This is a genomic window from Mesorhizobium sp. M0077, from assembly GCF_040322955.1.
In the GTDB taxonomy this organism is placed as follows: Bacteria; Pseudomonadota; Alphaproteobacteria; order Rhizobiales; family Rhizobiaceae; genus Mesorhizobium.
The window spans coordinates 59298-78149 of record NZ_JAMYUL010000015.1 but is presented as its reverse complement, the minus strand read 5'-3'; the positions used below and the strand labels follow the sequence as shown (position 1 = coordinate 78149).

Genomic DNA, 18852 nt, shown 5'->3' with positions numbered 1-18852 from the left:
CACCAGCCCGTTAGAGCCGTGGCCATGATGATGTGGGGACGATCTCCTGGAAGAAATGTGGAGATCGACGCTCTCCTGACGCGCTCATCGAAGATTTTAGGCCGCGCCGACGTGGCTGCTTGAGCGATAACACTCACTCCGGAGGCCCAGTGCGGCTCCTTGGCCAAGCTGCTCGGCACGCCGTGAGTGTGCTTTCTTGTTTGGGGAAGGGAGACTTACGTCTACAACAATCTCGTTTCGATCTACGATGGAGAGTCGGCGAGACAAGTGTTGCTGATGTTCATTGGCTCCGTAGCAACTTCTGCAGTCACAATGCAGCTTATGTTCCTATGCTGGAGAGTTGGCCATTCAACTCGCGTAGCTCGCTTTGTTGCGGTGGAGCTTGGTCAGAGCACACTGCTGCTTTACCTGCTTCAGGGCGCCGTGTTTCGCTTCATGGATCTAATAGGGTTCGGAGAGCTTTGGGATCTCCCGAGCAGAATCGGGTTCGCCACTTTGCTTGGTGCCGCGATCGTTGTCTCCGCTTGACAATTCGCAGGATTGCGCGTGACCACGGATGGTTGTCGCGCGGCTACGCTTAATATGTGACGACGCTTGCGCCTTGTAGGCAATTGTTGCGGCCGCCCACGGCCGACATGAACGTGCTTGGCCGCACGTTTTCTAAGTGAGGCGGAAAGAGGCGCGCGACCCCTCTCCCCAGCAACCCGCCTTGCGGAATCCTCCTCTGCCCGCTTCGCAGACGGGGATACCCTCCGCCCCCTTGCTATTCGTTGCCCGCCGCTATGCAAAGGACGGGCGACCTGAATCCGTGCTCAAGCCGATCTGGCGGCAGAGGGGGGGCGGGCTGAACATGGGACCCGTGATTGACATAATTGCCGCGCGAATTCTCATGCTCGCCTAACCGGCCGGAACGATTTGCAATCCGGGCAGGCTCGACAAATCAAGGAGCAGCTCGTTCCGTGTCCAAGCCCAGACAAGTCTTGGTTATCTCACGGGCGCGATACAAAAGGCACAGGCTGGACTTGGCTGCCGGGGGCGGGGCTTGTCGACCGCTCGATTGAAAGTGAGATGCGAGGCGGAGAATCACCCATGTGCAGAGCGGCAAGGCGCTCGCCTACCTCCCTGTCATTCACCGTCAGCCGATGGTTTAGACGAAGATAGTCCGTCCATGTCGGCGTGCGGAATGTCTCGGTCCAAAGCGTCGACTTCTGAAGGTCGCGCTGGAGGGTCCAGTCCCGCGCACCGGCGCGGCTCTGAACGCGCCGCCTTTCGCGCATGCAGCTCAGAAATTCATCGATACTCTCCTCGGGTATCGAGTACTCCACCTTGATCACGATCGGACCGCTCCTGGGTTTCAAAGGGAGGGCCAGTTCTGGTGGCCTGAAGTCGACGGCCGCTTGATCCGATTCCTCCCATAGCCGCACTGGCAATAGCTTTCCCACAGCCGCGACCAGCAACAGTGCCGCTGCAGCACCTTCCAAAGCCCACGTCAGCGAATAGTACTGCGCGACAGCACCCCAGATCCAGCTGCCCGCTGCCATCCCGCCGTAGGTCAGGGCGTAATAGATGGACAGGGTCCGACCAACGACCCACCTTGGGCTTGCCAACTGCACACACACGTCGGTTCCGGTCCAGGTGACAACCCAGCCAGCGCCACCGATTGCAAGCGCGATCGCCGCCACAGCCACCGACGATGTGAGGGCCATCAAAAGGCAACACGTTGCGCAAGCAACGGATGCGAGCGTGATCAATCGGTTCTGGGACGTAATGCGTCTCAAGTAGCTGCTGCCAATGCCGGCTATGAAGGCGCCTGTGCCGAAGCCAGCCAATAGCACCCCGTAAACAATTGGCCCTCCCGCCAGCTGGTCGCGAACCAGGAGGGGGAGCAGAGCAAGGATCGAGATGCTTGACAGCCCGAATAGGGTTGCACGCACAATCGCCACTCTGATCTCTGAGGATATTGCCGTGAATCGCATGCCATCATGAATGGCCGTAGTCATCCGCTCGCGCGGAAGAGGCGAAAAGCGAACTTGCCACTTTGAGCGCAGAACAGCGCTCAACGGGACCAAGTCACTCAGCGCAGCGAGGGCGAAAGCCGTAAGGGGGCCTAGCAAAGCTAAGATTACACCGCCCAGCGCCGGTCCTATGCTCCGAACCACGTTGTAGCCCACCGACATCAGCGTCACTGCGGCGGGTATGTCGCGCTTTTCCAGGATATCGCCTACCGACGCGTGCCATGCTGGATCGTTCAAGGCAAAGCCGCATCCGGCCAAGAAACTCAGTCCCAGGATCAGCCATGGACTAACAAAGCCCAGTCCCACAGCGAGTGCCAGCGCCGTGGATGCCAGTGCGATAAGGCAGTGTCCGGCAAGCATGACGCCGCGGCGGCTGAAGCTGTCTGCAATGGCTCCAGCAAGGATCGACAAGAAGAACGCGGGCAGTGTCGATGCAGCCTGTACGAGCGCAACCATTAGATCGGAGGCTGAAATCGTCGCCATGAGCCAGCTTATAGCCACGCTCTGCACCAGCCAGCCAAGGCTGGATATCTGCGTGGCTGTCCAGATAGAACGAAAGACCGGGTTGTGAAGAGGGATCAGTGTGTTTGCCGCAAAGCGCGGAGGATCTTGACGCCGCATCACTTCTCTCCTCCACTGGGTGTCGTTCGTCCGCTCATTTGCTTACAGCGGTGCGCTCTGTGCACAGACTGCGTCACAACGAAGTTCCGAAATCGCGCTCGCAACAAGGACAATGTGACATCCATGGTGCTGATGCGCCTTGAGGTACCAACCTGGCCGTTAGCTGATGGGTCCCGCAGCCCGCTGGGTGCGGTCAGTTCTGCCCTGCGACTCTTGGCTTTGGACGGTGCTAGCGCCCCGATGGCCGGCTTGTCAAACTGCCGTAGTGCCAGCACATCCATCCCATCTGTTGACCGCGATCTCCGACGAGGTCGAGCAGCAGTAGGTCAACGGCAAATCTGGGTATTTCCGCTATCCGGTCGAGCGCGTGGCCATCGTCCGGAAACCCGAAGACGTTCATCACCCAGGCGACCACCACGCCCGAGACAATGCGACACGGCGGTAGCGGTTCACCAGAGGACGTGCGTTCTCCTCAGCAGGAACATTGTTCTGCCGATCGTCGGCTGCGCCAGCCGTCACGTAAAGCGGCGCCAGAGTTCTTGCACCCGTCATTGGACTCCCGCTTTGCAGGTTTCGCCTAGGGCCTGCATCAGGTCATCTATAATGTCCTGAGGATGTTCAAGCCCTACAGAAATTCGCAGCAATCCGCCTGGCGCTTTGGACTTCGCACCTTCAACGGATGCGCGATGCTCTATCAGAGAATGCGTGCCGCCAAGGCTTGTCGCCCGGACAACAATCTTCAGGCGGCCGGCCACGGCCATTGCAGCATCGGCTCCGCCCTCGACGATAAAGGATAGCATCGCTCCGTAATGGCTCATTTGCCGCGTAGCAAGATCGTGTCCCGGATCAGTTTGCAAACCAGGAAAGAGCACTTTTTCGACGCGCGGATGAGACGCCAGGGCCTCGGCCACTTTCTGGGCGCCTTCGCAATGGGCGCGCATGCGGACCGGCAATGTTTGCAGGCCCCGCAACGCCAGCCAACAGTCGAAGGGCGCTGCGACGCTGCCCTTGTGTTTCTGGACCATCCGCAATGGGCGACCGAGGGGTGACGCGTTTGGGACAATGACGACACCGGCCATCAAATCCGAGTGGCCGCCAATGTACTTTGTCGCCGAGTGCATCACCGCGTCTGCCCCGATTTCGAGTGGCAGTTGAAGCACTGGGGTGGCCCACGTATTGTCCACCACCGCCAAGGCGTCTGCCTCGTGCGCGATTGCGCAGATGGCCGCAATGTCGACAACGCGGATCATCGGGTTTGACGGCGTCTCGACCCAGACGAGGCCAGTCCGCTTCGATGTCACCGCGGCGCGCAAAGCGTCCAAATCGCGCATGTCGACGGGGGCAAAGTCGAAGCGAGACCCAATGTCGGTCTCTTCGATCAGCGAACGAATGCCGAAATACATGTCATCCGGCAGAACGATCCGACCCGCCGACGGATGGCTCTCGAAAACTGCAGCGATTGCGGCCATGCCCGAAGCGAAGGCGATGCCGTCTCCCCCTCCCTCAAGCGTCGCCATGGCCGCCTCGAACGCATTGCGTGTCGGATTTCCATCCCTTGTGTATTCGAAGCCGGACGGAAATGACCCGTTGGCGCCTCGTTCGAACGTCGTGCTGGTGTGCAGCGGCATGGATACGGCCCCCGTGGACGCGTCGACACCTCGGCCGCAGTGGATCGCCTTCGTCTCAAAACGCATCGGTTATTCCTTCCTAACGGGCAGTTGCAATTTCGTGCCGGTCATTATACTGACCGCAATACGTGAGCCGAGGACCCAAGTCAATATAATGACCAATGTTACGGAAGCGTTTGATGCCGAGCAAGCGCTTGGGCAAGCGATAGCAGCCCGGATCCGAGACTTGAGGCGTGACCAAAGCCTGACCCTGGATCGCCTGGCTAAACTAAGTGGCCTATCGAAGGGAACCGTGGTCGCGCTGGAGCAGGGTAGGGCGAACCCCAGTATCGGCATACTGTGTCGGCTGGCGGCGGCGTTTTCGCTCTCGGTGGCCGATTTGTTGAACGAGCACCCTTCCACGGTGCGCCTTCCCATCGAGCGGACAGAGACCAGGAGGCTTTGGACGAGCGCAAAGGGAAGCTCTGCGCAACTGCATTCGTCGACCTCGGGACGCACGATGTTCGAACTGTGGAGCTGGGTCATGATGCCGGGCGATGTGTTTTCTGCGGACGCTCATAGTCCGGATACGCGCGAGCTGATCTCGGTCAGTCAGGGTGCCCTGAGCGTTGTGGTAGGTAACCACGTGGAAATTTTAAGCGAAGGCGAGAGTGCGCGGCTTGTCACTGACCAACCTCACTCATATGCGGCGGCATCTGATGTGCCCGCCCACTTCACGATGGCGGTGCTTGAGCGTGGTGGATACCGAAATCCGGGGCACTCGTCGACGGCAGCGAAGATTCAGGGGCACGTTCCGTAAGGCCCCGCCGATTACTAACAACCGCACATTCGCGACAGGAGATAAACCGTTGTACGTTCCGCCTCATTTTGCCGTCCCTGATCAGAACGCCCTGTTTGACCTTATCGAGAGACACCCGCTGGGTATCCTCGTCACCCAAAGCAAAGGCACGCTGGACGCGAACCACCTCCCTTTCGAGCTTGACCGCTCGAAGGGAGACAAGGGCGTTCTCAATTGCCATGTCGCTCGCAAGAACCCAGTCTGGGAGGAAGTCGCCAATGGCGATGAGGTTCTCGTAATCTTCCGTGAGGCCGACGCTTACATCTCGCCGAACTGGTATCCGAGCAAGCATGAATTCCACAAGCAGGTGCCGACCTGGAACTATCTCGTCGTCCATGCCCACGGACGCATCACTGTCCGGGATGATGAGCGGTATGTGCGCCGCAACGTGGCGAAGCTCACTCACATGCAAGAAGCCTCGCAGCCGGTCCCATGGAAGATGGGCGACGCGCCGAAGGACTTCATCGACACGATGGTCAGGGCAATCGTCGCCCTGGAGATCGAGATCACCGGCCTGGTTGGAAAATCAAAACTCAGCCAGAACAAAGAGTTGCGCGACATTCAGAACCCTGGCGAAATGCTGCGTGCCCAAGGGGCCATTGCGATGGGAGAAGCGATGCTCGCGGCTGCGGCGGTCAAATCCCAATAGCATGTGTCTTGTCCCGACAAAGCCGCTGGTGCCGGCTTCCCGACGGGTCACCTAGTCCGCCTTGACGCACGGCAATAGCGTTTGACGGCCTGAAGCGACGCTGTGGTCACCCTTGTGATGCTTTTCCACGCGCCTGGTCAGGCAAAAGGATTGCTCCGTCGTGAGGACAGGCGGGAGTTTGCAGGTTGCGGTGGGCGGGTTCGTTTCCGGCGCCTGCGCCCCGTCGTATGTCGCGAGTTGAGGAATGCGATCGAGGGCGATGTGCAGGATGCGCTGCGGGAACGTCGTCGGCTGGCACAGACGGACTTCCGATTTCACCTCGACCACCCGCGCAGCGGTTTTGAATGAGGCGCAAACGCACGCGTGTCGAATTGGGCGATTTCCCTTGGGCGCCGAGCTCGACCATGCGCGATGATGCGCTCGACGCAGCTCCAGCTGGCGGCGCCTTCAACGAACTCCTTGAACCTGCAGACCTTGCCCGAAAGCACTTCTCTTACGGGATATGATTGGCTTTGTCGCCGAAGCGACTGATGGAGATGTTGGTGGGCGCCGCCGCGTAGGCGACGACCCCGTAATCACAGCGGGAGCTCGCAGGCGGGGTCGACAAACACCCTTGATTGGCCGAGCTTGAGGTGCATCTCTATCAGGCTGATTGCTTATTGGGCTGGTCCAGCGTTTGATCGGACCCATGATCCATCCGACCAGCTTGTGAGGGATGCAACCGAACCAGGCGCTGCTCCCACAGTCTTCGCAGGCCCTCCATTAGAGCTGCATGCCTGGCCTGATCCGGCTCAATCATATTGAGGTGATCTCGCAACACGGCTTCGCCCTCGATCCGCATCAGTAGATTAAACAAGTCGTTTGAAATTCGCACACTGTCAATGCTGGAGTGGTTCGGAATAATCTCGCAGACAGTCTCCTGATGATCTCGCGCTGTGTAAGCACGGGTTTGATGGAGGGAGACTGAGGGAGGCAATGAAATCGCAAGCGCAGTCCAATCCTGCAGCGTTGCAGCCCGTTTTTTTACCAGGAAGGGCCCGACCACAAGCCCATCCAGCTCTGTCGTCAAAAATGTGGCAATCGCGTCTGCAACCGTATCCACGATCGGTTCAGCATTGTTGTTAAAGGACGTATTGAGCAGAATTGGAGTGCCTGTCCGCTTCTTGAAGGCATTGATGACCTCCCAGTAAGCTGGGTTGGCATCGCGCGATACTGTTTGCAGCCGAGCCGTACCGTCGACGTGCGTAATGGCACCCAACAAGGCGCGCTTTGAGTCACGCACGCGAACGACGAAATTCATGAATGGAAATTCGTGCTTACCGTCCGGGAGGTCGAAAAATTCGCTCGCATCCTCTTCCAGCACAGATGGTGCGAAAGGCCTATAGCCTTCGCGCTTCTTGACCATGGCATTGATCCGGTCCTTGTTTGCAGCGGGCCGAGGGTCGGCAAGAATGCTGCGGTTGCCCAGCGCACGTGGCCCAAACTCCGAACGACCCTGCACCCAGCCGATCACGGCGCCGTTGGTGATCCAGTGGGCTGCACTGCTCGCTACGTCATAAGAGCGTTCAACCTCGAGATGTCCGGACCATGCATTCAGTTCCTGTTCCACGGCGCGGTCGCTCCCGAGATCAGGACCCCAATAGACCTCCTGCAGTCGCTCACGCGGCGCGGGGCGGCCCATCTCGTTAGAGACTATCAGCGCAGCTCCCAATGCGCAGCCAGCGTCGTGAGACGCGGGTTGCACGAAGATGTCTTCGAAAAGCCCTGAATACAGCAGCTTGCCGTTCATCGTGCAGTTGTGGGCTACCCCTCCCGCCAGACACAACCGCTTCATGCCGGTGGCCTCACGGTGGTGCCGGAGAATGTGGAACACGATCCGCTCAAGCGCTTCCTGCAGTGACGCACTCACATCTCGATGCTGCTGGGTGAAAGGCATTCCCTTTCGCCTGATCTCGATGTTGCGGAGCAACGCCGGACCGATGCGGTCGAGGTGAACACGGTAGCCACCGTTGGCGGAGAGCTCGTACAACTGCTCGAAGAGCTCGCGATAGGGAGCGGGGTCGCCATAGGGCGCGAGTCCCATTACCTTATACTCGTCGAACATGCCGTAGCCGAGACAGCGGATCGTCTCGAGATAAAACAGCCCAAGAGAATTGTCCTCCGGGAAAGCCTCGATTTGCGTAATTTCTGTGCCAGACCCTACCGCCACAAGGCCCGACAGGAAATCACCACAGCCATCAATCGCTAGAATGAGACTTTGTTCGAAGCCCGACATTGCAAAGGCGCTCACGGCGTGCGCCTGATGATGACCTACGAATGAAATACGCGAACTGTCCAACTTAGTGCCGAACTCACGCGCTAACAGGTTCTGCACCAACATTTTAGCATCCAACGGAGTGGAGAGAATGTCCGGTTGGGAAGCGGACATACCTTCAAGCATGGCGTTGGCATAGGGCTCGCTGGCGTAGACCGCGACACGATCAATGTCGCTGAGCTGAACCCCGGCCGTCGAGAGACAGTATTGAATCGAACCACTTGGCAGCTTGTTCGAGTGCTTGATTCGATTGAGGCGTTCCTCTTCTACGGCGGCTATCACCTTTCCGTCTCGGACGAGCACCGCGGCGCCATCGTGCATAAAGGCGTTCGGACGCTCGAATCGGTTTTCATGGACTTGGTCAAGTCCGCCGCTGATTCCTAGACACAGCATTTCTTTCTCCAAATAGTAACGGGAAGCCAAATTGGCTTACCTCGACTGTTCCAACTAAATAGGCCGTGTTGTCGCCTGCAGCTGCGACCGCCCGTCAGGCATCAGCGGCATCGAAGAAAGCCCCATAAACGATCAATGAGATGCTTCGACTGTGACACCTACGGTGCCATCACGCCGAGAGCTTGGCTGGATCATCCAATCCTGAGCGGCTGCTGACATGTATCCGGCGATGTTGTTTTCATCGGCAGAACCAACTTGCGATGCCGCCTGTTCTTGGGAAGGGCGGCCGTCGACGAATAACAGTACCGCCCCCGTGAACTGGCCCGATTTCATTCTCCGAAGCGACCATGGTCGCACCGCGCGACATTGTCGGCCAGTTGCAACTCACTTTCTCGGCACGACCTCCACTGCACGTCAGGGCGCATCGAAGATTTTCTCCTTTGGATTTTACCTAAGGCAGCTTTCGTCACGCGTTAGAGCAGCGTGTGATTGGTGCGTGAGGCTCTTTTTTGTCCATGCACGATTCCGGAAGAGTGATGAAATCGATTGTTTTGATCAAAGTCATCCACGCTATGAATAACAGCCGCAGCACATGCGTTTTCAAAGCGCTTCAGGCTTCCCGGATGGCTACTCCGATCTGAAGCGCATGGCATTCCAAGCGCTCTGTCAACCAAACGATGAGTATCGGCGTCGACCCTCATTGCCTTCGTCTTCGCGACTCCGTGACAGCGGCTGGCATTGTGTTTGTAGGGCATCGGGCGAAGATCATGTCGATCGGCCATCTCGCCTGCCTATTGACAAACCCTTGAACAATGATCCACGCACCAGCGCGATTGTGATCACGAGCGCCTCTGAGCTCTGGAGGTTCGGTTTTCTGAGGGTTCCTGGGTCTCCGAAGCGATGGAGGTAGCTAGCCTTCCTGGTGCTATACGGTTGTGCTCTTCATGGAGTGGACGCATTTGCGTCTCGAAAGCGGTTCTTCAGTGGAACCGGCGCCAAGGCCTGTCTGTGGTCGTTCAGAACACGGGGTGCCGTCTCCAAACCGGATATTGGAGCGGGCAGCCGCCGGAATTTGACCCATGGAAATGAGCGCCTGTCAGGAGGCGTTCGAAAACGGCGCGATCTTCATCGCGGCTGTTTCATGGTGTCATTCCTGACATGTTCTTTATAATCGGCAGCTTGCGGATAGTCTTGCCCGTCGCCGCCCGTAGCGCGTTGGCGACGGCCGGGCCGATCGGCGGCACACCTGGCTCACCAACTCCCGTGGGCGGCTCCTCGGACGGCACAATGTGCACCTCGACTCGCGGCATCTGCTCGATCCTGAGCGGTGTATAGGTATCGTAGTTCTCTTGGTCTACGACACCGCCCTTCAGGGTCAGCTCCTCCTGGAGGATCGCACCTAGCCCGAATCCGATACCGCCCTCCATCTGAGCGCGAATCTGGTCAGGATTTATCGCGGTGCCGCAATCTACCGCGCAGACGACGCGGTCGACCTTGAAACCATTTTCATCGTTGAGGGTGATCTCCACCACATCGGCGACATAGGTCGAGAGGCTTTCATGCAGGGCCACGCCGCGGAAACGGCCTTCCGGCAGAGGCTTGTCCCAGCCTGCCTTCTCAGCAGCCACTTTAAGCACGGCGGCATGCCGTGGATGGTGACCGAGCATTGACAAGCGGAAGTCGACCGGATCACGGTTCGCAGCGGCGGCGAGCTCATCGATCAGGGTTTCCACCGCGTAAGCGGTGTGGGTGGAGCCTACCGAACGCCACCACAGCACCGGGATGTTCACGTCCGTGGTGGTCAGCTCGACCTTCAGGTTCGGGATCGCATAGGGCAGGTTGGTGGCGCCCTCTACGGAGGTTGGATCGATGCCGTTCTTGATCATCGCCGCAGAGGTCGAACCGCCCAAGACCGATTGACCCACGATGTGGTCATGGAGAGCGACGACATTGCCTTTCTTGTCGAGCCCCGCCTTGACTGCGTGCACATAGGCCGGCCGGTACCGCCCACCCCGCATGTCATTCTCGCGGGTCCACTGCACCTTCACTGGCTTGCCTCGTCCCAGTGCACGCGCTGTGGAAACAGCTTCGATAATGACATCTGCATCCAAGACCGCGCGGCGGCCGAAACTGCCGCCGGTCTTCATCACGTGCAGCCTCACCTTGTCCGGCGTGGTGCCGCCTACCTGAGCGGCAGCCGCCTGATAAAGGTCGGGCATCTGGTGTCCGCCCCAGACATCGATGGTGCCGTCTTCGTTGATTCGGGCGGCCGCGTTGAGTGGCTCGATCGAAGCATGGACAAGATAGGGGAATTCGTAGTGCCCCTCGATGATTTTCTCAGCACTGGCGAACGCTGCGGGAGTGTTACCGTCGTCGCGCGCGGTGGCCGCGCCCAGATCGTCTGCTGCCTTGTTGTATTCGGCCATGATCTCGGCCGTGCCGCGCTCTTCGGCCTTCTCCTCGTTCCAGGTCACCTCCACGAGGTCGCGGCCCTTCAGCGCCGTCCAGGTGTCCCTGCCAACCACGGCAAGGCCTCGCGGCGTCTGGACGACATCGACAATGCCGTCGAGTGCCTTGGCCTTGGTTGCGTCGAAGCTCTCGATCTCGGCGCCGAACTTCGGCGGATGGATCATAACGGCCGTCTGGAGTCCCTCCATCATGAGGTCGATCGTGTAGGTCTGCGCGCCGTTGGTCTTGACGGCGGAATCGTAGCGCTTGAGGCTGTCCGATCCGATCTGGGCCCACTTGTCGCGCGGCTTTAGCGGCACGTCGTCGGGAACCGGCATTCCCGCTGCGGCTTCAGCCAGGTCACCGTAGCGCGCCTGCATCCCTGAGGCGTGCGACACGACCCCGGAAGCGACTTTGATCTCGCCGGCTGGCACGTCCCACCGCTGCGCCGCGGCCGCCACCAGCAAGGCCCGTGCGGCAGCACCCGCCTTGCGGTAGCGTTCCCACGACGAGCCCATCGACGTGGAGCCACCAGTTGCCTGTGCGGCCCCGCCCCAGGCGAGATTGCCGTAGAACGCGGTATTGCCATATCCGCCGACCACGTCCACCTGCGCCCAGTCGCCGTCGAGCTCTTCCATAACCAGGGTGGCGATGCCGAAATAGGAGCCTTGTCCCATCTCGAACTGCGAGGAGTGGATGATGATTCGGTTCTCCTTTGTGATCTCGACATAGGTCTGGAAGGGGTTCGCCGGAACCTTTGCAGGGGTCGTTTGTGCGATGTCGGGCGCGGCCAGCACTGGCCGGTAGCCCACTGCGAGGCCGCCGGTGGTAACGCCCGCGCCGACGAGGAACCAGCGGCGCGTGGGCCGCACGGCAGTATGCTTCGAGAGAAACTGCGACATGCCTCAAGTCTCCAGCCGGTTGGCGGTCTCGTGGATGGCCGCGCGGATGCGATGATAGGTGGCGCAGCGGCAGAGGTTGCCGCTCATCGCCGAATCAATATCATCGTCCGTCGGCTTAGGCGTTTCTGTAAGGAGGGCCACGGCCGACATGATCTGGCCAGACTGGCAATAGCCGCATTGAGGTACGTCGAACTCGGCCCACACGGCCTGGACCGTTTCGCCTATCTTGCCCGACACACCCTCAATGGTGGTGATCGAGGCTCCTTCGATGTCGCCGACTGCGGTCTGGCACGAGCGCGTCGGCATGCCGTTAACGTGAACCGTGCAAGCGCCGCACTGGGCAAGCCCGCAACCGAATTTCGTTCCCGTGAGTCCGATGACGTCACGGACCGCCCAGAGCAGCGGCATCTCTGGATCGACGTCGAGTGTTCGCGCCTCGCCATTGAGGGTAAAAGCGACCATTGCTTGCTCTCCTTGTCCTGAGCTGGCTATCTCGTTGAGCCTCCGCCCGCCTGGCAACCGAGCTCTTGTTGCTGAGGCCTAGCGACCACACCGTAGGAACGCGCAGCTCAAGCAACAAGCCGCTAGGTTGGCGAGTTACGAGATCGTGAAGTGGGTCGTGTCGACAGGCTGGAGGCAACTGAATGTCATTTTTTGGGCGGACAGGCCGCTTTAGGCTGGGTTACACGAGACTGGACATTCGGGTCGTCGCGAACATCGACCGCTGGTCGGCCGCGTCCGGCAGGGCCCTGATTGGCTACACGAAATGAAATGGGACTACTATCGATGGGGGCCTACCTCGACCCGCTACCTCCACGACTGGACCCTCAGGTTTCCGGCTATCGTCCCGGGCGGTGGCCGAGCTCGGCGCCTCGGACGCGATAATAGGCGGTGAGGCGTTCGTCGTTGACCAGAAGGCTTGTCGCGCATTCCCAGTCTTCAGCGGGCTCTTGGCCGCGGCGGGAGACGTCAGGACCATGCTTGCCGGCTTCGACCTGCTCAAGATCGACGGCGAGGGTCTTCGCGATCGGCCACTCGTCGATCGGCGCAAAGCGCTAGTTAACCTGCTGAGACGCCGCCAAACGGCATCGTTCTGAGCGACGAGATCAGCGGCGGCAGCGACATTCTCGCGCAAGTCTCCCAGTTCGGCCTCGATGGGCATCGTCTCCAAGCTGCGTGTCAGTCCATATCGATCCGGCCGGCGCCAAGAATGGGTGAGACAAAATGCGTGCTGAGTGATGAGTTCATCGTCATCGGCTGCGAACCCGGCAACAGTTACGGCGGTCGGGAAGCGTGCTCTGGCGAATGTCGAGGACGGAAATCTGGTGTTCGCCGGCGGCATTGGCACCGGCTTCAATGCGCGCACCGGGCCGAAAGTAAAGCGCCGGCTCGATGCCATTCCAATGGATAAACCACCGATTCCTAGTTTGAAGGCGAACGGTGCGGCATGGGCGGAGTGCCCTGCGCAGTCTGTACCTCCGCAGTCGATTGTCGAGTTCGAAGGGGGGGTGATTGGCGTCGAGACCGCTCCAGCCATGGCTATCAGCACGCCGAGTGCGTTGTTTTCGATCAGTTCTCGAAATGAGCGGGTAAATACCTTTCACTTGCCGAACGGGGTTTGCTGTTCACCGGCTGGCATCCGATGGCAAACCTTTCAACGCGGCGGCGATCTGGCGCTTCGCTGCTGGGGGCAGAGGCAGGATGGGACGCGGGGGTTCGGCACTGCAAACGTCGAGCAATTCAGCGAGTGCATAGACGACGCGAAGGCTCGAGAACTCCTTGAAGAGGCTCCAGATCGGGACCAGCGCGGCATTGATCCGTCGCGCTTCGGCCGCATCGCCCTGTTGCGCCGCTGTGACGATCGTCATGCAGACCTCGGGCAGGATGCCCGCGAGGACGCTGTACCATGTGTCGGCGCCGGCGATCATGGCCTCGGCGGCGTTCCAGTCGCCGCTGTAACCAATCGAGAACCCTTCCGGCAGTGTGCGCCTCTGGGCGGTCAGGTGGTTCTTGATCGCATCGCTTTTGTCTGTCGGATTCTTGATGGCGACAATCCCAGCCACCTTTGCCAGGCGGCTGACAAGGGGTGGACTGAAATGGAAATGCGTCGTTCCTGGATTGTCGTAGACGACGATCGGCAGGCCACTTTCGCGCGCCACAGTGGAGAAATGATCGAACACCTCGTCATCAGTAAGCGGGGTGTAGGAGGCGGCGGCAAGCAAACCCGCAGCTGCTCCAAGGGCCTTGGCGTCTTGCGCGAGCCCCACGGCTTCATCGGTGCGCAGCGCGCCCACACCCACCACGACCGGCATTTGCCCCGCCGTTTGGTCCAAGGTCTCGGAGAGCGCCCGCCGCCGTTGCTCGCGCGACAGATAGATGTATGTGCCGGTGCTGCCGAGAAGACCGATGGAATCGACCTGAGCAATGCCAAGCCGAGCAATCAGCCTGCGCAGGGCAACGCTATCGACGCGGCCGTCACGATTGGTCGGGGTGATGGGGAACGCGGAAAGACCGCTCAGGAATGCCATGGCAAGGCTCCAGATCTATGTGTGAGCGCAGAGGTGGCCGCACGCCAGGTCATTACAAGACGTCCAAAGCCCGCCGCAGATCGGCGATCAGGTCATCAGCGTCTTCAAGCCCCACCGAGAGACGCATGAGATCCTCGCCGACTCCATCGGCCAAATGGGCATCCTTGCGGATCGGCTGCCGAGCACGGGTGAGGCTTGCTGGATGATAGATGAGGCTGTCGGCATCGCCGAGGCTGACGGCGCGAATGATCAGGTTGAGCCGGTCCATCATCCGGCGCGCTCCTTCGTATCCAGCGTGGAGGCCAAAGGCCAACATGCCCGATCCGTTGGACATCTGTTTTCGCGCCGTCACCTGATCAGGGTGCGACTCGAGGAACGGATAACTCACAAATGCCACCGCCGGGTGCGCTTCCAGCGCCCGAGCCACCGCAAGGGCTGTGGCGCTGTGCCGTTCCATACGCAGCGTCAGCGTCTTGAGACCGCGCAGGATTAGGAAAGCTGACATGGGCGAGAGCGCTGCGCCGGTGATGTAGCGCAGGCCCGTTTCATGCAGCGTACGGAGCGTCTGGGCGTCGCCGAGAAGCGCCCCGCCAAGGGCATCGCCATGACCATTGATGTACTTGGTCATCGAATGGAGCACGATGTCCGCCCCGTGCTCAAGCGGTCGCTGGAGCGCGGGCGAGGCGAAGGTGCTGTCGACTGCAACCCTTACACCGCGCGCGTGAGCGCGCTCGGCAATTGCCGCTATGTCGAGGATGCGGCTCAGCGGATTCACCGGCGTCTCGAAGAAAACCAGCCGCGTCCGCTCGGTGATCGCAGCATCGAGATTGTGAGGATTTGACAGATCGACCGCGACGACCTTGATGCCGAAGCGGGGGACCGCCTGTTCGACCATGGCAAGCGTGTTCGCATAAAGCGTCTTGTGGACGATGAGTTCATCGCCCTGGGACAGGAGCGACAGGATCAGAGTGCCGAAGGCCGCCATCCCCGAGGCAACAACCAGCCCTGCCTCGGCTCCTTCCAGATTCGCGAGCCGCTGCTCGAGGATCTCGGTCGTGGGATTGTATTCGCGCGCATAGAGCCTTCCACCAAGGGCGGCGGCGGCATCGTTTGCTGCCACGCTTTCGAACCCATAGGTTGACGTCAGGAACACTGGCGGCTGGACGGCATTGGAAAAGCCGGCCGGATCGTAGCCATGATGGATCGCCCGGGTGGCAAATCCGGGGCTGGTGCGGTTGAGCGACCCCGTGGGAGCATCGGTTTCGGATTGATGGGAGCTGGTCATTCGGCCTCTGCGATCTCTCTTGGGGTTCCGAAAGATTGACGGCAACCTGGCCAATGTGAAATATCCAGTTGGCGATGAAAGAAATGGTCCAGTCTTCAAGTGCCGGGTCTGCAGCGCGCTTGCATGCGATGGGTGCACGCCAGATATACGAAGCCCTTCGCGAGCAAATCCTCGGCGGCGTCTACGAAACCGGCAGTCAGTTGCCATCCTCCCGGGCCCTGGCAAATGACCTCGGCGTTTCGCGAACCACGGTGACGGTCGCCTATGAGCAACTGGCTGCGGAGGGTTTCATCGAAGCCCGTCAAGGCGCGCGACCTCGCGTTGCGTCTTCGTTGATCGGCCATGAGACGGGCCGCACTCACGCGAAACGGGTCGGCCCAATCCACCTGTCCGCATATGGCGAGCGGCTGCGCGCGACGTCACCCTGGCCAGATTATCTGCCGACTGGGCTGAAGGTCGAGTTCCGCTATGGGGACCTGGCATCGTCGGATTTCCCATCATTGGTCTGGAAACGCGCGATGAACGAGGCGATGGGGCAGCGCCCGCCGCGTCTTGCCTATGACGATCCTCGCGGCTCGCGCCGGCTCCGCCAGGCGCTTCAGGGATATCTCTGGCGCGCCCGGACCCTGAGCTGCGACCTCGACCAGATCGTCATCGTCAGCGGTTCGCAGCAGGGCCTTGATCTGTGCGCGCGCCTGCTTCTCGATCCCGCCGACCGCTTCGTCATCGAGGATCCGTGCTACAGGATGGCGCGTCAGGTCTTTGCCAGTACGGGTGCTTCACCCATCCCGGTCATCGTCGACGAAGACGGGATGAGGACCGAGTTGCTGGCGGGGATCGGAGCACGACTGGCTTATGTGACGCCATCGCATCAGTTTCCGCTGGGCGGCGTCATGCCGATCGCGCGCCGCCATCAGCTTCTGGAATGGGCGCGGCACAACAACGCCTATGTGATCGAGGACGACTACGACAGCGAATATCGCTACGACATCAATCCGGTCCCTCCGCTGCACAGTCTCGAGGACCACGGGGCTGTCATCTATCTCGGCACGATCTCCAAAACGCTCTCGCCGATGCTGCGCATCGGCTACCTCGTCCTCCCGCCCGAATTGCAGGAGGTCTTCGCAACCGCCAAACAATTCGCAGACCGGCATTCGCCGGTCGCTGAACAGGAAGCGCTGGCATCGTTGATCGAGAGCGGCGGCTACGAAAGCCATGTGCGCCGTGTGCGCAGGCTGAACGGCGAGCGTCGGGAAACGTTGTTGGGTGCCTTGCAGCACAGCTTCGGGGATCGCATCACTGTCCAGGGAGCAGATGCGGGACTGCACGTCGCGGTTTGGTTCAATGACCTGCCACGATCGCGGGAAACGGCCTTGGTCGAATCCGCCCGCGACGCTGGCCTGGGGCTACACCTGATCTCGCCGCTCTACGAACGGCCATCGGACCAAGGCCGCACCGATCGCGTCGGACTTGTCATGGGCTATGCCGCCTTGAGCATTCGGCAGATCGGGAAGGGCGTTGAGGTCCTGCGAGAGGTTGTCAAGCAGGTGCAAGACGCGATGCCGGCGCGGAACAACTGAGACGGGGCGACGCCGAAAGCTGGCGCTGAAAACGGTCCGAGGGCCCGCCGTATTTCTTTCCAAACAGCCAACTGGACCGGGAAAATGCCATGCAACTGGCGCTGTTGATCAGGCCAGTTTTGCAGCAGGTTCCACGAGACGGTTTCCGAGAGCGATGATGACCTGGCGAGGAAAGCTGCTTCACGTCCATATCGCGCCCGCTGCCTCCTATGAAATGGAGGAGCTGGCGCAGGCGCAGCTTATTGCCGGCCAAGGCATTGTCGGAGACCGCTACTACCTGGGGACGGGGACCTATTCCGCGCGTCCTGACGTTCGCGAAGTGACGCTGATCGAAGCTGAAGTCTTGGACGCCATCGCGCAGGGCGAACCCAGAATTCCGGGCTTCAAGGCCAAGCTCGCACCCGAGGATCACCGGCGCAATCTGACGACACGAGGCGTTCCGCTTAGCCATCTTGTCGGCAAACGCTTCCGGGTCGGGGAAACGATTCTCAGGGCCGCCCGGATGAATGTGCCGTGCAAGTATATCGAGGAGTTGCTCGGGCTTTCGGGTCTCTACGAGGGGCTTCTGAACCGCTCCGGCCTGAACTGCACAATCGACGTCGGGGGCGTGATCCGCCCTGGTGATCTGATCTTGCCCATCGACGAGTGAAACGCCATGGCCTCGCCGCGTATTATCATGAAGCTGACCGTGACCGCCGTCCGCAAGGAGCCGGGCGACGTGCTGGTCATCGACCTGAAACACCCACGCAAACCTGTGCTGCCGGCGTTCGAAGCGGGTTCTCACGTCGACGTCCATCTGCCTGAAGGGAAGGTGCGTCAGTATTCACTTTGCGGCGACCCGACCGAGCTGGGCCGCTACACCATCGCGGTGAAGCGCGAGAATGACGGCCGTGGCGGCTCGGCGTGGATCCACGAAACCATTGCCGTCGGCTCCACACTGCCTGTCTCCGCGCCACGCAACCATTTTGCGCTCAAGCCAGGCGAGGGGCCGACTTTGCTGCTGGCAGGGGGAATCGGGATCACCCCGATTCTGGCCATGGCGCGCGCGCTCACCCGGCAGGCCAAGCCCTTTGAGTTGCACTATTTCACCCGCAGCCGGGCGCTCACGCCACTCTTGGCGGCGATCGGGCGCGATCTTCCCGGCGGCAATGTGCGGATTCATTTCGACGACGAGCCTCAGACCCGGCAGGACATCGCCGCGCTGCTGGCGAACCGTTCGGCCGAGGCTCAGGTTTACTATTGCGGGCCGCCTGGCTTCATGGCGGTTGTGGGGCGCGCGGCCGAACACTGGCCCGAGGGTACTGTTCATTTCGAAACTTTCCAGCCTCCCGAGTTTGATGGCGCGCCACCGGAACCATTCGTCATAGAACTGGGTGAGGGCAGGATGGTCGAGGTTTCGGCGCAGACCACGGCGCTCGCGGCCCTGCGCGGGGCCGGTGTGCCGTTGATGGCCTCGTGTGAGAATGGGGTGTGCGGGACCTGCGAATGCGCAATGCTGGCGGGACAGCCGATCCATCGGGATGCCGTCCTGTCCAAGGAGGCACGCGGCCACCGCTTCATCCCCTGCGTGTCGCGCGCGACAGGTTTGTTGAAACTCGATCTTTGACCATTTGGGCGGGGGTCCTGTGAGACCGGCAGCTGATTTGCGGGA

At 60.5% G+C, this 18852-nt stretch carries 12 protein-coding genes and 1 pseudogene; 6 read left to right on the top strand and 7 right to left on the bottom strand.

Annotation, left to right across the window (positions count from 1 at the left end; all coding sequences use genetic code 11):
* Positions 1–186 precede the first annotated feature (186 nt).
* A pseudogene (locus NKJ57_RS24875) lies at positions 187–581 on the top strand (nodulation factor fucose acetyltransferase NolL); the annotation flags it as partial.
* 408 nt (positions 582–989) lie between these two features.
* On the opposite strand, the gene NKJ57_RS24870 reads toward NKJ57_RS24875, so the two are convergent.
* Entirely contained in the window at positions 990–2636 is a 1647-nt protein-coding gene (locus NKJ57_RS24870) for an MFS transporter (RefSeq protein ID WP_023704122.1), read from the bottom strand.
* Between the two features lie 548 nt (positions 2637–3184).
* Positions 3185–4264: a trans-sulfuration enzyme family protein gene (locus NKJ57_RS24865; protein WP_245261060.1), complete on the bottom strand. Its 1080-nt coding sequence runs from the start codon at positions 4262–4264 to the stop codon at positions 3185–3187.
* On the opposite strand from NKJ57_RS24865, the gene NKJ57_RS24860 reads away from it, so the two are divergent.
* Both NKJ57_RS24860 and NKJ57_RS24855 read left to right on the top strand, forming a co-directional pair.
* Positions 4263–5063, top strand: a complete 801-nt coding sequence (locus tag NKJ57_RS24860; protein WP_352573777.1) for a helix-turn-helix domain-containing protein — start codon at positions 4263–4265, stop codon at positions 5061–5063. The genes NKJ57_RS24865 and NKJ57_RS24860 overlap by 2 nt on opposite strands.
* 49 nt (positions 5064–5112) lie before the next feature.
* Positions 5113–5751, top strand: a complete 639-nt coding sequence (locus NKJ57_RS24855) for an FMN-binding negative transcriptional regulator (protein ID WP_023672382.1) — start codon at positions 5113–5115, stop codon at positions 5749–5751.
* A 643-nt stretch (positions 5752–6394) separates the two neighbouring features.
* Here the strand turns inward: NKJ57_RS24855 and NKJ57_RS24850 are convergent.
* The 5 genes from NKJ57_RS24850 to NKJ57_RS24830 form a co-directional block, all read right to left on the bottom strand.
* Positions 6395–8458 carry a carbamoyltransferase family protein gene (locus NKJ57_RS24850; protein ID WP_023708043.1) on the bottom strand — a complete coding sequence of 688 codons (2064 nt, stop codon included), beginning with the start codon at positions 8456–8458 and terminating at the stop codon, positions 6395–6397.
* Between the two features lie 1139 nt (positions 8459–9597).
* Positions 9598–11808, bottom strand: a complete 2211-nt coding sequence (locus tag NKJ57_RS24845; RefSeq protein ID WP_352512975.1) for a xanthine dehydrogenase family protein molybdopterin-binding subunit — start codon at positions 11806–11808, stop codon at positions 9598–9600.
* A 3-nt stretch (positions 11809–11811) separates the two neighbouring features.
* Positions 11812–12270: a (2Fe-2S)-binding protein gene (locus tag NKJ57_RS24840; RefSeq protein ID WP_023689394.1), complete on the bottom strand. Its 459-nt coding sequence runs from the start codon at positions 12268–12270 to the stop codon at positions 11812–11814.
* Between the two features lie 1163 nt (positions 12271–13433).
* Entirely contained in the window at positions 13434–14336 is a 903-nt protein-coding gene (locus NKJ57_RS24835; RefSeq protein ID WP_023685525.1) for a dihydrodipicolinate synthase family protein, read from the bottom strand.
* A gap of 52 nt (positions 14337–14388) precedes the next feature.
* Positions 14389–15621 carry a trans-sulfuration enzyme family protein gene (locus NKJ57_RS24830; RefSeq protein ID WP_352512976.1) on the bottom strand — a complete coding sequence of 411 codons (1233 nt, stop codon included), beginning with the start codon at positions 15619–15621 and terminating at the stop codon, positions 14389–14391.
* Between the two features lie 74 nt (positions 15622–15695).
* Here NKJ57_RS24830 and pdxR point away from each other — a divergent pair, with 74 nt between their 5' ends.
* The 3 genes from pdxR to NKJ57_RS24815 all read left to right on the top strand — a co-directional run bounded on the left by pdxR (position 15696) and on the right by NKJ57_RS24815 (position 18807).
* On the top strand, positions 15696–17201 hold the full coding sequence (pdxR, locus tag NKJ57_RS24825; protein ID WP_352512987.1) for a MocR-like pyridoxine biosynthesis transcription factor PdxR: 1506 nt from the start codon (positions 15696–15698) through the stop codon (positions 17199–17201).
* A gap of 157 nt (positions 17202–17358) precedes the next feature.
* Positions 17359–17850 carry an MOSC domain-containing protein gene (locus NKJ57_RS24820; RefSeq protein WP_023711837.1) on the top strand — a complete coding sequence of 164 codons (492 nt, stop codon included), beginning with the start codon at positions 17359–17361 and terminating at the stop codon, positions 17848–17850.
* Positions 17851–17856: 6 nt separating this feature from the next.
* A complete protein-coding gene (locus NKJ57_RS24815; RefSeq protein WP_023672393.1) occupies positions 17857–18807 on the top strand; it encodes a PDR/VanB family oxidoreductase in 951 nt (316 codons plus the stop codon).
* The last annotated feature ends 45 nt before the right edge of the window (positions 18808–18852 follow it).

What these genes read in the sequence shown, in the direction of transcription:
- NKJ57_RS24845 (WP_352512975.1), bottom strand. Translation starts at nt 11,808, where the DNA reads ATGTCGCAGTTTCTCTCGAAGCATACTGCCGTGCGGCCCACGCGCCGC.
- NKJ57_RS24860 (WP_352573777.1), top strand. Translation starts at nt 4,263, where the DNA reads ATGGATACGGCCCCCGTGGACGCGTCGACACCTCGGCCGCAGTGGATC.
- NKJ57_RS24830 (WP_352512976.1), bottom strand. Translation starts at nt 15,621, where the DNA reads ATGACCAGCTCCCATCAATCCGAAACCGATGCTCCCACGGGGTCGCTC.
- NKJ57_RS24850 (WP_023708043.1), bottom strand. Translation starts at nt 8,458, where the DNA reads ATGCTGTGTCTAGGAATCAGCGGCGGACTTGACCAAGTCCATGAAAAC.
- NKJ57_RS24870 (WP_023704122.1), bottom strand. Translation starts at nt 2,636, where the DNA reads ATGCGGCGTCAAGATCCTCCGCGCTTTGCGGCAAACACACTGATCCCT.
- NKJ57_RS24840 (WP_023689394.1), bottom strand. Translation starts at nt 12,270, where the DNA reads ATGGTCGCTTTTACCCTCAATGGCGAGGCGCGAACACTCGACGTCGAT.
- NKJ57_RS24820 (WP_023711837.1), top strand. Translation starts at nt 17,359, where the DNA reads ATGACCTGGCGAGGAAAGCTGCTTCACGTCCATATCGCGCCCGCTGCC.
- NKJ57_RS24865 (WP_245261060.1), bottom strand. Translation starts at nt 4,264, where the DNA reads ATGCCGCTGCACACCAGCACGACGTTCGAACGAGGCGCCAACGGGTCA.
- pdxR (WP_352512987.1), top strand. Translation starts at nt 15,696, where the DNA reads ATGAAAGAAATGGTCCAGTCTTCAAGTGCCGGGTCTGCAGCGCGCTTG.
- NKJ57_RS24815 (WP_023672393.1), top strand. Translation starts at nt 17,857, where the DNA reads ATGGCCTCGCCGCGTATTATCATGAAGCTGACCGTGACCGCCGTCCGC.
- NKJ57_RS24835 (WP_023685525.1), bottom strand. Translation starts at nt 14,336, where the DNA reads ATGGCATTCCTGAGCGGTCTTTCCGCGTTCCCCATCACCCCGACCAAT.